General features: G+C 73.2%; 11 protein-coding genes and 1 tRNA gene. 9 read left to right on the top strand and 3 right to left on the bottom strand.

The window, feature by feature from the left end:
- Window positions 1–257: 257 nt before the first annotated feature.
- Window positions 258–2012, bottom strand: coding sequence for a selenocysteine-specific translation elongation factor (gene selB, locus Dfulv_RS29645; RefSeq protein ID WP_259856988.1), 1755 nt, complete (start codon window positions 2010–2012; stop codon window positions 258–260).
- Window position 2013: 1 nt separating this feature from the next.
- The gene (gene selA, locus Dfulv_RS29640; protein ID WP_259856987.1) at window positions 2014–3270 is read right to left on the bottom strand and encodes an L-seryl-tRNA(Sec) selenium transferase; all 1257 of its coding nucleotides are present in this window, start codon (window positions 3268–3270) and stop codon (window positions 2014–2016) included.
- 319 nt (window positions 3271–3589) lie between these two features.
- Between selA and Dfulv_RS29635 the strand changes: the two genes are divergently transcribed.
- From Dfulv_RS29635 to Dfulv_RS29610, 6 genes are all read left to right on the top strand, one after another.
- Window positions 3590–4414 (top strand): hypothetical protein, encoded by an 825-nt coding sequence (locus tag Dfulv_RS29635; protein WP_259856985.1) that lies wholly within the window; start codon window positions 3590–3592, stop codon window positions 4412–4414.
- A 285-nt stretch (window positions 4415–4699) separates the two neighbouring features.
- On the top strand, window positions 4700–5305 hold the full coding sequence (locus tag Dfulv_RS29630; protein WP_259856983.1) for a hypothetical protein: 606 nt from the start codon (window positions 4700–4702) through the stop codon (window positions 5303–5305).
- Window positions 5305–5553: a helix-turn-helix domain-containing protein gene (locus Dfulv_RS29625; RefSeq protein WP_259856981.1), complete on the top strand. Its 249-nt coding sequence runs from the start codon at window positions 5305–5307 to the stop codon at window positions 5551–5553. The genes Dfulv_RS29630 and Dfulv_RS29625 overlap by 1 nt, the downstream gene beginning before the upstream one ends.
- Before the next feature lie 263 nt (window positions 5554–5816).
- Window positions 5817–6407, top strand: a complete 591-nt coding sequence (locus Dfulv_RS29620) for a dihydrofolate reductase family protein (RefSeq protein ID WP_259856979.1) — start codon at window positions 5817–5819, stop codon at window positions 6405–6407.
- A gap of 14 nt (window positions 6408–6421) precedes the next feature.
- Window positions 6422–6760: a YciI family protein gene (locus tag Dfulv_RS29615; protein ID WP_259856977.1), complete on the top strand. Its 339-nt coding sequence runs from the start codon at window positions 6422–6424 to the stop codon at window positions 6758–6760.
- On the top strand, window positions 6757–7977 hold the full coding sequence (locus Dfulv_RS29610; protein ID WP_259856975.1) for an RNA polymerase sigma factor: 1221 nt from the start codon (window positions 6757–6759) through the stop codon (window positions 7975–7977). The genes Dfulv_RS29615 and Dfulv_RS29610 overlap by 4 nt, the downstream gene beginning before the upstream one ends.
- 447 nt (window positions 7978–8424) lie before the next feature.
- On the opposite strand, the gene Dfulv_RS29600 is transcribed toward Dfulv_RS29610, so the two are convergent.
- Window positions 8425–8520, bottom strand: a tRNA-Sec gene (locus Dfulv_RS29600).
- A 72-nt stretch (window positions 8521–8592) separates the two neighbouring features.
- Between Dfulv_RS29600 and Dfulv_RS29595 the strand changes: the two genes are divergently transcribed.
- The 3 genes from Dfulv_RS29595 (at window position 8593) to Dfulv_RS29585 (ending at window position 13326) form a co-directional block, all read left to right on the top strand.
- Window positions 8593–9372 (top strand): alpha/beta fold hydrolase, encoded by a 780-nt coding sequence (locus Dfulv_RS29595; protein WP_259856974.1) that lies wholly within the window; start codon window positions 8593–8595, stop codon window positions 9370–9372.
- Window positions 9373–9637: 265 nt separating this feature from the next.
- Window positions 9638–12871 (top strand): BTAD domain-containing putative transcriptional regulator, encoded by a 3234-nt coding sequence (locus Dfulv_RS29590; RefSeq protein WP_259856973.1) that lies wholly within the window; start codon window positions 9638–9640, stop codon window positions 12869–12871.
- 98 nt (window positions 12872–12969) lie between these two features.
- The gene (locus Dfulv_RS29585; protein ID WP_259856972.1) at window positions 12970–13326 is read left to right on the top strand and encodes an SMP-30/gluconolactonase/LRE family protein; all 357 of its coding nucleotides are present in this window, start codon (window positions 12970–12972) and stop codon (window positions 13324–13326) included.
- Window positions 13327–13380: the final 54 nt, after the last annotated feature.

Raw genomic sequence — 13380 nt, 5'->3', positions numbered from 1 at the left:
TCACGATGCACGGCCGGGAGGCCGCCCGAGTGGCGGTCGGCGCCGCCCGTGCCGCCGGCCGGGCGTCGATGACCCCGGCCGACCTCGCGGCCGCGCTGCTGCGCTCCACCGGCAACGTCGCCCGCCTCCGGCCGGAAGGCCCGCCGACGTCGGTGGCGGGTGAGACCGAGGTGGGTGGCGACCGGTATGTGCCGTTCGACGCGGCCACCGTGGCGGTGCTGGAGGCCGCGACGCGGAGACACCTGAGCCCGACAATGTCAGGAATCTGTCGTGTGCCGTCCGTCCGCGAGCTGTCTGGTCGCGCCGCGGCGCCCCAGGAACTCCAGCAGCGGCACCGCGACGCGCCGCGTTGTGCGCAGCGCCTGCCGGGCCTCCGACAGGGTGAACGGCTGCGGGAGGGCGTGCAGCGTCCGGACCGCCGCGTCGGCGACGTCCGGCAGCAGCACGACCCCGTCGGCGATGCGCAGCAGCAGGCGGGCCTTCACCGCCGCGCCGATCTCCTTCGGCCCGAGCCCGAGCTCGGCGAGGCGCCGGGCGTCGGGCGCGGCGAACGGCTCGCGGCGCAGGTCCGCATGGACGGCGTCGACCGCCTTCCGCAGCCGCTCCGGCAGGGCACGGCCGCTGCCGATCCGCCCGTCGCGGACGATCAGCGGCGGCGTCACGAGCGCCTCGACGAGCGCGCGGTCGGGCAGGCCGAGCCGCTGCCGCACGGCGTCGACGGGCACGTCGGGGTCGACGGGGTGCGCGGCGGCGTACCGGTCCACTTCGGACACCAGCCGGGTGCGCAGCGCGGCCCAGTGCTCCGGGTCGGCGAGCCAGTCCCCGGCGACGGCCGTGACACCGTCCGCCGGCACCCCCATCCGGACCAGCTCCGGCGCCCGGACCAGCCGCCGGCGCCGCAGCTCGCCGGCGGCGTCGGGTCGTCCGTCCAGCTCGGACAGTTCGGCGGCCCGCGCCGCGGCGGAGCCCCGGCGGCGCAGCTCGGGCGGCGCGACGTCGAGCACGGTGACCCCGCCGGGCACCCGGTGCCGACCCGGGTCGCGCAGCAGCGCGCGGTCGCCGACGTGCAGCGGCACCGGCCGGGCCAGCCGCAGCCGTGCGGTGCCGGTGCCGAGCGGCCGGACCCGGGCCGGGACCGCCGCCGAGCCGACGTGCAGGACGACCTCGGCGGGCAGGTCGGCGACCGGGTCACCGTGCACGCGCACGTCGACGAGGTCGGTGACCACGAACCGGCCCGGCGTCACCAGCGCGTCGCCCCGCCCGACGGCGTCCCGGTCGAGGCCGCGCAGGTTCACCGCGACGCGGGCGACGGCGCCGACCGCGGACACCGGGGCGCCCAGGGACTGCAGGGCACGGACGCGGACGGTCCGGCCGCTGCCGGCGAGCTCGAGCTCGGTGTCGGCCGCGAGCCGCCCGGCGCCGAGCGTCCCCGTGACCACGGTCCCGCTGCCGCGGATGGTGAAGCTCCGGTCGACCCAGAGCCGCACGGGTGCGTCGAGATCGGGCGGCGGCAGCGCGGCCCCGAGCCGGTCCAGCGCGGCCCGCAGCTCGTCGAGGCCGGCACCGGTGGCGCCGCTGACGGCGACCGCCTCGACCGACGTGCCCAGGGCCGTCTTCGCCAGCCGGTCGAGCGCCTGCGCCGTCGCCGGCCCCGGGTCGGCCAGGTCCGAGCGGGTCACCACGAGCACGGCGTGGCGGACGTCGAGCGCGTCGAGCGCCGCGAGGTGCTCCGCGGACTGCGGCATCCAGCCCTCGTCGGCGGCGACGACGAGCATCGCCGCCGGCACCGGCCCCACACCCGCCAGCATGTTGGGCACGAACCGCTCATGGCCCGGCACGTCGACGAACGCCACCGTCGACCCGGACGGCAGCGTCGTCCACGCGAAGCCGAGATCGATCGTCATGCCGCGCCGGCGCTCCTCGGCCCAGCGGTCCGGCTCCATCCCGGTCAGCGCGCGGACCAGCGTCGACTTGCCGTGGTCGACGTGGCCGGCGGTGGCGACGACCCACATGTCAGCGGCCGGCGGCGCGCAGGACGGCCGCGGTCAGGGCCTTGTCCTGGTCCTCGGGGACGCAACGCAGGTCGAGCAGCAGCCGCCCGTGCTCGACCCGCCCGACGACCGCCGGGTCGCCGAGCCGCAGCGGCCTGGCCAGGTCCTCGGGCAGGACGACCGCCACCGACGGCAGCTCGACCTCGGGCGCGCCGCCGCCACCGACGACGGCCACCGTGTCGGCGACCTCCCCGCCGACGGCCTCGGCGACCCGCTCGACCCGGCCGCGCAGCACGTCGACCGGTGCGCGCAGCGCCTGCCAGGTTGGGGTCGGCCCGCGCAGCGTCGCCTCGAACGCGGCGAGTGTGAGCTTGTCGACCCGCAGGGCCCGCGCGAGCGGATGGCGGCGCAGCGTGTCGACCAGGTCCGCGCGGCCGAGGAGCAGGCCGGCCTGCGGGCCGCCGAGCAGCTTGTCGCCGCTGGCGGTGACCAGGGCGGCGCCTTCCCGCAGTACCGTCGCGGCGTCCGGCTCATCGGGCAGCAGCGGGTCGGCGGCCAGCAGCCCCGATCCGATGTCCACGACGACGGGCACGTCGAGCTGTGCGAGCTGCCGGACCGGCACCGACGAGACGAAGCCGCGCTGGTAGAAGTTGGACGGGTGCACCTTCAGGATGAACCCGGTCCGCGGGCCGAGCGCGGCGCGGTAGTCGGCCAGTGACGTCCGGTTGGTGGTGCCCACCTCCCGCAACCGCGCCCCGGTGGACTCCAGCAGGTCGGGCAGGCGGAAGCCGTCGCCGATCTCGACGAGCTCACCCCGGCTGACCACGATCTCCTTGCCGGCGGCGAGCCCGGTCGCCACGAGGACGAGCGCGGCCGCACCGTTGTTCAGCAGGTGTACGGCCTGTGCCGGCGCGACGGCCGCCTTGAGCGCGTCGAGCGCGGCGCGGCCGCGCCTGGCCCGGCGGCCGGAGTCGAGGTCGAGCTCGACGTCGGTGTGCCCGGCAGCCGCGACGACCGCCTCGACGGCCGCGGGGGAGAGCGCCGCCCGGCCGAGGTTGGTGTGGAGCACAACGCCGGTGGCGTTGAGGACGGGCCGCATCCCGGCCCGGTGGAGCGCCTCGAGCACGGCCGGGACCACGTCCTGCGGCGGCAGCTCACCGCGGCGGACCCGCTCCAGCTGGACCCGGACGACGGCCTTGGCCCGCGCCCGGTCGACATCCTTGAGTCGCGGGTCGGCAAGCACCGTGTCGGTGCGCTGCACCGCGCGTCGCGGATCCAAGCTCGGCCTCACTTTTCCCGGTCACCTCGGCGGCTCCCCCGCTCGGGCACCGCCCGGCCCGGCCGCCGAACGTAACGCTAGCAGCGGCAGTATTCCGTCGCCGCGGATCTCCCTGGTGCGCCGAGGCTACCGAGCCCACCGGGCGCACGGTCGTACGTCTACTGTCGTCCTCTGCTGCGGGGGCATCTCCTGGCTGGTGCTCAAGTGGCTGGCGGGACTCGGTGGAGCCGACTGAACCACGCCGGCCAGCGGCATCGAGCAGCCCCGCGCGGCCCGGCAAGGACGTTCCGTTCACCGACCAGGAGACGTGGGGCCGACGATGAGTGAACGAGCAACCGTCGAGACGTTGGTCACCGAAGCTCGGATCCAGCTGCGCGTGAAAAAGGATCGCGTGCGCGCACTCGAGCTCGTTACGGCCGCGGACGCGATGCTCGCCGACACGAAGGTGCGCGCCGACATCTACGCGTCCGTATCGTCGCTGTGGCTGGATCTCGGCGACGAGCAGCGCAGCGAGCAACGGATCGTCCAGGCGATCGAGGCGGAAGCCCAGGTCACGCCGGCTCGACCGGTGATCCTGGGCACGCACAAGCTGTTCTACGCGAAGCTGCTCCACGCGCAGCAGCGGTTCGCCGACGCGGCGCGACACGCGAGCGAGGGGCTCGCGATCTACACGCAGGGCGTGGAGCCGAATCACCCCGAGTTCGCGCGCCTGCGCGCCGACCTCGCGCCGATCCTGAAGCACACGCCCGATCGGCCGTCCGTTGCCGGCGCGCTACGCACGGCAGGCGAACGCCTGTGCGCGGTGGTGACCGGCAGCGAGGCCGAGATCCACAGCGCGCTCGGCATCCCGACGACCCCACCGCCGTCGGGTGCGAGCGAATGCCTGGTCACGGCCGGCGAGCTTTCGCGCGCGAGCGTCGAGCTACGATTCCCGGCCGGCACGCTGACACGGCGCGAGCTCGACGAGACGTTCGGGCCGGCAACCGTGCTGCCACGCACCGGACCGCTCGCGTCGCACACGCTCGGTTACGAGCTGCGGGTCCCCGGCGCGCCGGCCCGCATCAACCTGTATGCGCGCTTCGCGACGACGCCCGAGCCGGCAACCAGCGTGACGAGCGTACTGTTGCGGATCGATCCGGCGTGAATCCATCAACCAGCACGACACCGCGCCGGGCCCGGTCGGCCACCTGGGCGGCCCGCGCCGCGGTGACCTGCTGCCACACCCCGACCCGCGCGAACACCTGCGCGGCCAGTTCGGTGACTTGCCAGACGGGTGGGCCGGTCATGCGTTCGCAGCGCGGCTACCGTCCATCGATGATCGCTTCTTCCCGCATAGCTGAAGTGATCGGCCCACCCTACGAGGGGCTTGACAGTCGACCTCCTCCTTATCGATTATCGATGCATCGTTAATCGATAAGGAGAAGGCGCTATGCGGATCTCGGGCGTGCCGTGGAGACCGACCTGGCTCGGCATGCTGCAGCTGGCCATCGTCGGTGGGCTCGTTGTCATGGCGGCGATCGGCGTCGTCAACGCAGTCGCGTTGGTCACTACCAGATCCATCGAATTTGCAATGCCGGTCGCCACCACGCCAGGTCTGGCAACCGAGATTGGCGGCGTAACGGTGCAGGTAGTGGTACCCGGACCGACCGGATGGCAGCTCGTCGCTCATTCGCTCGTGTCGTTTCCCACCTTCGTCGTGATCGTGACACTGCTGGCACTGCTGCTCACGGTGGTTCACCGGGCTCGCCGGGGAGGCCCGTTCGACACCGCGGTCATCCGCCGGCTACGCCTGCTTGCCGGCGTTGGGCTGGTCGGCGGCGTCGCCGCGCAGTTCGTCGAATTCTTCGCCCGATCCCAGCTCACCGCATCGATCCCGGAAGACCAGGTTCCGTACATCTGGCAAGCACAAACCCATGTTGACATTGATCTGGCACGGATCGGGCTCTGGATCCTTGTCGGCGTCGGCTTCATGGCCTTCGCCGAGGTCGTCAACCGGGGTCGCGCACTGCGCGCCGAACTGGACACAGTGATCTGATGCCGCCCGAAGATGACCACCGTGTCGAGGTCCACCTGGACCGGCTGCTTGTCGAGCGCGACCTGACGCTGACGGAACTCGCCGACCGTATCGGCCTGACCCTGGCGAACCTGTCCGTTCTCAAGAACGGCCGTGCACGAGCAATCCGCTTCAGCACACTCACGGCGCTCTGCGAAGCGCTCGAGTGTCAGCCCGGAGACCTGTTCACAGTACGATCCCGGGCCGGTCACCCGCCCGGCTCTCCGTGAGGGCAGGCCACCGGCCTGCCCTCGAGCACCTGCCCGGCACACTCGCGCCGCCACGCCGGCCACCGTAGTAGCTGTCGGCCCGATGAACCACGATTTGCGCCAGCCGCCGGGCGTGGGCCTGGCCGCCAGCGGCGAGTGGTCAAACGAGGCTCGGCTACAGGCCTGGGTGAATTTCCCGCCCGCGTTGTCGATCCGGCGGCGGGTCGTTCGTGTAGCTGGTGACGGGCCGGCGACGGGCTGGCCCTGCACGCAAGGAGAGCGCGATGGGCAAGCTCGTTGCCGTCGAGAACGTGACGCTCGACGGGGTCATGCAGGCACCAGGCGGGGCTGATGAGGATGCGCGGGGAGGCTTCCGGCACGGCGGCTGGGCACACCCGTATGCCGACCACGTCATGGCCGAGACGATGGGCAAGGGCATGGGCGACGACGGCGTGATGCTGTTCGGCCGCCGCACCTACGAGCAGTTCTACCGCTTCTGGTCGAAGCAGACCGACGGCAACCCGTACACCGCTGTTCTCAACCGCAAGCACAAGTACGTCGCCTCGCGCACCTTGGCCGAACCGCTACCGTGGGAGAACTCGTCCCTGCTGAAGGCCGACGTGACGCAAGCCGTGGCCGCGCTCAAGGGCGACGTCGCGGGCGACCTGGTCGTGCTCGGCAGCGGCGAGCTCGTGCGGTCGCTGGCCAGAGCGGGTCTCGTCGATGTCTACACGCTGTCGATCCACCCGCTGACGCTGGGTACGGGCGTGAAGTTGTTCGCCGAGGGCGAGGACGCGTACGGCACGTTGGAGTTGGTCGAGGCCGTGCCGACCACAACTGGCGTGATCATCGCAACGTACCGCCCGACCGCCTGAGAGGATCCTGTGGCATGAGGCAGTACCTGCTCAGTGTTTACCAGCCCGACGGCGACCCCCCGCCGCCTGAGGTCCTCGCCCCGATCATGGCCAACCTCGGCGCCCTGACCGACGACATGAAAGCCGCCGGCGCCTGGGTCTTCTCCGTCGGCCTCCACCCGGCCAGCACCGCGACAGTCGTCCGCGACCGCGACGGTGAGGCGCTCCTCACCGACGGCCCGTTCACCGAGGGAAAGGAGCACCTCGGCGGCTTCACGATCATCAGTGCGCCCGACCTCGACGCCGCCTTGGCCTGGGCCGGCAGGATGGCCCGCGCCACCACACTGCCGGTCGAGGTCCGGCCCGTCGCGTGAACGGCAGCGACATCGACCGGATCTTCCGCCAGGAGTACGGCCGCGCGGTCGCGGTCCTGGTCCGTGCCTTCGGCGACATCGATGTCGCCGAGGATGCGGTCCAGGACGCGTTCGCCTCAGCTGCGCAACGCTGGCCGGTCGACGGGCTGCCGCCCAGCCCGGCCGGTTGGATCATCACGACCGCCCGCAACCGGGCGATCGACCGCCTGCGCCGCGAGTCGACGCGGGCCGACCGGCACGCTGAGGCGTTGCTGTTGCACGCGCCAGACGATGCACCCGATCCCGGGCGGGAGGGCCCAGTGCGCGACGACCGGCTTCGCCTGATCTTCACCTGTTGCCACCCCGCGCTCGCGCCCGCCACCCGCGTCGCGCTCACGCTTCGGCTGCTCGGCGGGCTCACCACCGCCGAGATCGCGCGCGCGTTCCTCGTGCCCGAACCGACCATGGCCCAGCGGCTCGTCCGCGCCAAAGGCAAGATCCGTGACGCCGGCATCCCCTACCGCGTGCCCCGCGATGCCGATCTTCCCGACCGCCTCCGCGCAGTCCTCGCCGTCATTTACCTGATCTTCAACGAGGGCTACACCGCAAGCTCAGGTGACAACCTCGCCCGCGACGACCTGAGCGCCGAAGCCCTACGGCTCGGGCGTCTACTCGCGGCGTTGATGCCCGACGAGCCCGAGGTACTCGGCCTGCTCGCGCTGATGCTGCTGATCGAGTCGCGGCGGCCGGCGCGCATCGGCCCCGGCGGCGAACTCGTGCGGCTCAATGACCAGGACCGCACGCTCTGGGACCACGCGCTGATCGCGGAGGGCCAGGGCCTGCTCAGGCGGTGCCTGCGCCGCAACCAGCCAGGCCCCTATCAGCTACAGGCCGCCATCAACGCCGTGCACAGCGATGCCGCCACCGCCGCCCACACCGACTGGCAGCAGATTCGCGCGCTATACGACCACCTGGCCGCCGTGGTACCCACCCCGGTCGTCGCCCTGCACCGCGCGGTCGCAGTAGCCGAGGTGCAGGGCCCGGCCGCCGCCCTGCCGCTCGTAGACGCCCTCGACGGCCTGGACCACCACCATGTCTTCCACGCGGTACGCGGCGACCTGCTCCGCCGGCTCGGCCGTGCCGAGGACGCCACGGCGGCCTACGAGCGCGCCGCCGCGCTCACCGACAACGCCGCCGAACGCCACTTCCTCCGCTCCCGCGCCGCCCTCTCAGCTTGACCACACTGCGGTCGGGGCCCCGATGCATTGCTGCATCGGGGCCGCCTCAGATCCGTACGTGTCACTCGGTTGCCGCTGCGGCTACCTTCTGCGCTGTCCGCGACGACGTCCGCGTCGCGTCCGGCACCGGTCGTCGCGACGACGCCGAGCACGCCGCCCACAGCCCGTGTCCAAGTGGACCTGCAACAATGCCTGGCGGCGCACACGTGCGGCCGCGTTGCCGCCGGCCCAGCTCAGCTCTCCGCTCGCGGCCAGACCGTAACGACCTTCGGCACGCGGCTGTGTCGCTCTGGCTCAACGCCGGCGTGCCCACTACCCAGGTCGCCGAGTAGGCCGGCCACAGCGTTCACGTTCTGCTCAAGGTGTACGCGAAGTGCATCGAGGGTCAGGAGGGGACCGCCCGACGCCGCATCGGGGACGCCCCGGACCCGGGGCGAGAATGCTGGTTGGCGGAGACGGACGGGAATCGAACCCGCCTGGCCCGGGTTCCGGACCACCTCGGTTTTGAAGACCGGGAGGGGCACCAGCCGCCCGCACGCCTCCGCTGCCACAGTAAACCCTCCGGTTCTCGCACATGAAACTCACGCACGGGTGGTCTTCGGTAAGGTCGGTCGAATGACGTATGCCCAGGTGAACGGGGTCTCCCTCTGGTACGAGGAGCATGGGCAGGGCGAGCCGCTGGTGCTCATGGGCGGCGGGTTCTGGAGCATCGGGGCGTTCGGGCCGTTGCTGCCCGCGCTCGCCGCGCGGCGCCGGGTGATCGCCGTTGAGCTGCAAGGGCACGGGCACACGGCCGACGTCGACCGGCCGATCCGATACGAGACCATGGGCGACGACGTGGCCGCGCTCGTGCGGCATCTGGGTCTCGGACCGGTCGACGTCATGGGATATTCGCTCGGGGCCGGCACCGCGTTGCGGGCCGCGATCCAGCACCCGGGGCTGTTCCGGCACCTGGTCTCGGTGTCGATGCCGCTGCGGCGGTCGGCGTGGTTCCCCGAGGTGCTGGAGGGCATGGCGCAGCTCGGGCCCGAGGCGGCCGAGGGCATGCGGCAGTCGCCGCTGTACGCTATGTATGCCGAGGTGGCGCCGCGCGTCGAGGACTGGCCGGTGCTGGCGACGAAGATCGGCGAGCTGGCGCGGCGCGACTACGACTGGTCGGCGGAGATCCCGACGATCACGGCGCGCACGATGCTGGTCTACGCCGACGCCGACTCGATGCCGGTCACCCAGGCGGCGGAGTTCTTCGCGCTGCTCGGCGGCGGCCTGCGTGACGCGCTGTGGGACGGTTCCCGGCGGCCGGCCGCGCGGCTGGCGATCCTGCCGGGGCGCACCCACTACGATGTCACGGCCGCGCCGGAGTTGCCCGCCCTGGTCGACGACTTTCTGTCGGGCTGAGCAGGCCGAAGACCGCGCTGTAGTGGAAGCGGCCGAGAACCTGTGAAGGGTGCCCTCGCGTTCGAAGCCGAGGCGCTGCAGGAGCCGATCGATGGTTGTCGGCGATCGTGTGGGCCTGGACGCGGTGGAGGCGCATCGCGGAGAAGCCGTGGTCGAGCACCGCGCGGCCGGAGCGTCGCTGTGCCGTCGGACCTCCGGATCACCGCGGAACACCAGCAGGTCGGCGGCGGCCGCGACGGTAGGCTCGCGGAGCACGAGCCGGGGTGTGGTGAGCGTTCGCCGGGCCACCCACGTCACCCTGGTCGACACGACAGGAGCGCGATCCGTGCAGATCGGCCTGCTGGGACCCCTCGAGGTGCGCGACGGGCACGGCACACCCGTCGAGGTCGGCGGTGCGCGGCTGCGCGTGCTGCTCACCCTGCTCGCCCTCGACCCCGGCCGCGTGGTGACGTCCGCGTGGCTCGTCGACGGCGTCTGGGGCGACACCCCGCCGGCCGGCGCCGCCAACGCCCTGCAGTCGCTGGTCTCCCGGCTGCGCCGCGTCCTGCCCGACGGGGTCCTGCGGGCCCGCCCGGCGGGATATGTGCTCGAGGTCGACCCGCAGGACGTCGACCACCTGCGGTTCGAGGCACTGGTCGCGCAGGCCCGCCGGGAAGCGGACCCGGCGGCTGCGGTCGCCCTGTTCAAGGAGGCCGAGGCCCTGTGGCGCGGCCCGGCGTTCGCCGACGCACCACTGTTGCTGAGCCGGCGGGCGAAGCTCGACGAGCAGCGCCGCGCCGCCGTCGAGGACAGGATCGAGGCGGAGCTGGCGATCGGTGGCCCGGCCGGCGGCGACGCGATCGTTGCGGAGCTGGAGGCACTGGTCGCCGCCGACCCGCTCCGGGAGCGGCCGGTGCTGCTGCTCATGCGCGCCCTCCGCCGGGCCGGCCGGACCGCCGAGGCGCTCGCCGCCTTCGAGCGTTGCCGGGTGCGGCTCGCCGACGAGCTCGGCGCCGACCCATCCCCGGCGCTGGCGGACCTGCACGTCGACATCCTGCGCGACGACCAGCCGGTGGCCGGCAACCTCCGCGCCCCGCTGACGAGCTTCGTCGGCCGTGATCGTGAGGTCCGCGCCGTCGGTGACCTGGTGACCGCCCACCGCCTGGTGACCCTGGTGGGGCCGGGCGGCGCGGGCAAGACCCGCCTGTCGGTGGAGGCCGGACGAGTGCTGTGCGACGCGCTCCCGGACGGGGTGTGGCTGGTGGAACTGGCCCCTGTGACGGACCCGGACGAGGTGACCCAGGCGGTCTGGGCGGCCCTCGGCATGCGCGACCCGGCCGGCACCGCCGGGGCGATCATGGCCGTGCACCGCGACACGTCGGACTCGGCGGGCCGGCTCGCCGCCGCCCTGGCCCACCGCGACCTGCTGCTCGTCCTCGACAACTGTGAGCACGTCGTCGAGACCGCCGCGGCCCTCGCCGACCGGCTCCTCGGCGCCTGCGCGGGCCTGCGCGTCCTCGCCACCAGCCGGGAGCCGCTCTCGATCACCGGTGAAGTGCTCTTCCCCGTCGAGCCGTTGCCCTTGCCGCCGGTCGAGGCCGGCCCGGCAACCGCCCGGGAGTTTCCGGCCGTCCGGCTCTTTCAGGATCGGGCCGCGGCGGTGCGGCCCGGGCTCACCGCGGATCCCGCGACCGTCGAGGCCGCCGTCCGCATCTGCCGTGCGCTCGACGGCATGCCCCTGGCGATCGAGCTCGCCGCCGCCCGCTGCCGCTCGCTCACCCCGGCGCAGATCGCCGACCGGCTCGACGACAGGTTCCGCCTGCTGACCCGGGGCAGCCGCACCGCGCTGCCGCGCCACCAGACGTTGCGCGCCGTGGTCGACTGGAGCTGGGACCTGCTCGACGCCGCCGAGCGGGCGATGCTGCGCCGCCTGGCGATCTTTCTCGGCGGCGCGACGCTGGAGTCCACGGCCGCGGTCTGCGATCCCGACGGTGTGCTCGGCGACCCGCTGGAGCTGCTGACGACGCTGGTCGACAAGTCGTTGCTGACCGTCGACGGCGCCGGGCGGTACCGCATGCTCGAGACCATCCGCGCATACGGCCTGGAACGCCTCGGCGCGGCCGGCGAGACCGCCGAGCTGCGCGCCCGGCATGCGGCGTATTTCTTCGCGCTCACCGAGATGCTCGAAGGCGTGCTGCGCACCGACCGGCAGCTGGAGGCCCTGGGCGTCCTCACCGCCGAGCACGACAACCTGCACGGCGCGCTGCGCCGGGTGATCGCCGACGGCAACGCCGATCTCGCCGTCCGGTTCGTCGCCGTCGTCGGCTGGTACTGGTGGCTCGGCGGGCACCGGGCCGAAGGCGCCGGTCTGGCCACCGCCGCACTGTCCCTGCCGGGGCCGAGTGACCCCGAGCAGCGGGCCCTGGCCTGCGGGGTCGCCGCCGTCAACGGCTTCGACGGGCTCGGTGAGACCGCACTGATGCGCGAGTGGTTCCAGGAGGCGCTCGCGCATCCGGCCACCCATCCGATGCTCCGGCTGTTCCAGGCGCTCGCCGTGCTGGTCCACCGCGGGCCGACCCTGGAGGTGCTGACCCAGCTCGGCACGCTGACCGAGGATCCGGACCCGTGGATCGCGAGCCTCGGACGGCTGCTCGTCGGCCACACCCTGCTGAACGCCGGCGGCCGCTTCGACGCGGCGGCGGCCGAGTTCACGCTGTCGCTCGACGGCTTCCGCCGGCTCGGCGAACGGTGGGGCATGTCGTTCGCGCTGGCCGCTCTCGCCGAGGTCGTCGCCCGGCAGGGCCGCCACGGGGAGGCCGTCGACCACTTCGAGGAGGCGCTGCGCTACCTGCGTGATCTCGGCGTCACCGAGGACCGGTCGATCACCGAGGTCCGGCTCGCCCAGGAGTACTCGCTGCTCGGCCGGCACGAGCAGGCCGAAGCGACGCTCGCCGACGCGCGGCGCACCGCCTCGCACACCGGGCTGCCGGACAGCCTCGCCTTCGTCGAGTACGCGTATGCCGAACAGGCACTGCGCGCCGGGGACCTCGACCAGGCCCGCACCCGGCTCGCGCGGGCCGCCTCGCACGCGGGGGACCGGCGGGTGTCGCCGCAGGTGCTCGCCCTGGTCCGGAGCGGACAGGCGCTCGTCCTCGCGTTCGACGGGGACCACGGCACAGCCCGTACCGTCGCGAGGGAAGCCGCCACGCTCGCATGCGGCGCGTTCGACGCACCGGTGGCGGCGGCGGTGCTGGAGGACACCGCGCAGGCGGCGCTGCTGGCGGGTGACCCGGCGCGGGCCGCGACGCTGCTCGCGGCGGCCGACACGCTGCGGGGCGGGCCCGACGCCACCCGGCCGTGGGTCGCCGACGCGGCCGCGGAGGCCCGCGCGGTGCTCGACGACGCGGCGGTGACGGCGGCGACCGCGCGGGGCCGGGCGGTCACGCTCGGAAATGTTCGGGATTTCTTCGGCTCGGATGTCGAGAACCCGTCGCCGGCGACTACGTACCGGCATGACTGACACACTGCTCACCGGATTGCAGATCGGCGAGTCCCCACGCTGGCACGACGGGCGGCTCTGGCTGGCAGGTCGCCGACGGGGTCGCGTTCCCCAACGGCATGGCGATCAGCCCGGACGGCGGCACGCTGGTCGTCGCCGAGTCGTACGCCTCGCGCCTCACCGCCTTCGACATCGCGCCCGGCGGCGACCTCGTCAACCGCAGGCCGTGGGCAGTGCTGGAGGACGCCGCACCCGACGGGATCTGTTTCCAGGAGCAATGGATCTGGTACGGCGACGTGCCCGCGCGTCGATGCGTGCGTGTCGACCCCTCGGGCAGCGTCGACCGGGTCGTCGAGCTGGACCAGGGCTGCTTCGCGTGCGCCGTCGGCGACGGCGTCCTCTACATGCTCACGGCGACGTGGGGGCCGGACGTGGCGACCGCCCGCACCGGCAGGGTGGTGATGGCCACGCTGTAATTCTGTTGAACGAACCCGGGTCGGCGGAGCAGTCTGAGATGCCGCCACAACCAT

The sequence above is a fragment of the Dactylosporangium fulvum genome (genome assembly GCF_025137375.1).
In the GTDB taxonomy this organism is placed as follows: domain Bacteria; phylum Actinomycetota; class Actinomycetes; order Mycobacteriales; family Micromonosporaceae; genus Dactylosporangium; species Dactylosporangium fulvum.
This window is presented reverse-complemented; position numbering and strand designations above follow the sequence as displayed.

Excerpts from the sequence above, each read along its gene's own strand:
- selB (WP_259856988.1), bottom strand. The coding sequence starts at position 2,012 with ATGTGGGTCGTCGCCACCGCCGGCCACGTCGACCACGGCAAGTCGACG.
- Dfulv_RS29635 (WP_259856985.1), top strand. The coding sequence starts at position 3,590 with ATGAGTGAACGAGCAACCGTCGAGACGTTGGTCACCGAAGCTCGGATC.
- Dfulv_RS29630 (WP_259856983.1), top strand. The coding sequence starts at position 4,700 with ATGCGGATCTCGGGCGTGCCGTGGAGACCGACCTGGCTCGGCATGCTG.
- Dfulv_RS29625 (WP_259856981.1), top strand. The coding sequence starts at position 5,305 with ATGCCGCCCGAAGATGACCACCGTGTCGAGGTCCACCTGGACCGGCTG.
- Dfulv_RS29620 (WP_259856979.1), top strand. The coding sequence starts at position 5,817 with ATGGGCAAGCTCGTTGCCGTCGAGAACGTGACGCTCGACGGGGTCATG.
- Dfulv_RS29615 (WP_259856977.1), top strand. The coding sequence starts at position 6,422 with ATGAGGCAGTACCTGCTCAGTGTTTACCAGCCCGACGGCGACCCCCCG.
- Dfulv_RS29595 (WP_259856974.1), top strand. The coding sequence starts at position 8,593 with ATGACGTATGCCCAGGTGAACGGGGTCTCCCTCTGGTACGAGGAGCAT.
- Dfulv_RS29585 (WP_259856972.1), top strand. The coding sequence starts at position 12,970 with ATGGCGATCAGCCCGGACGGCGGCACGCTGGTCGTCGCCGAGTCGTAC.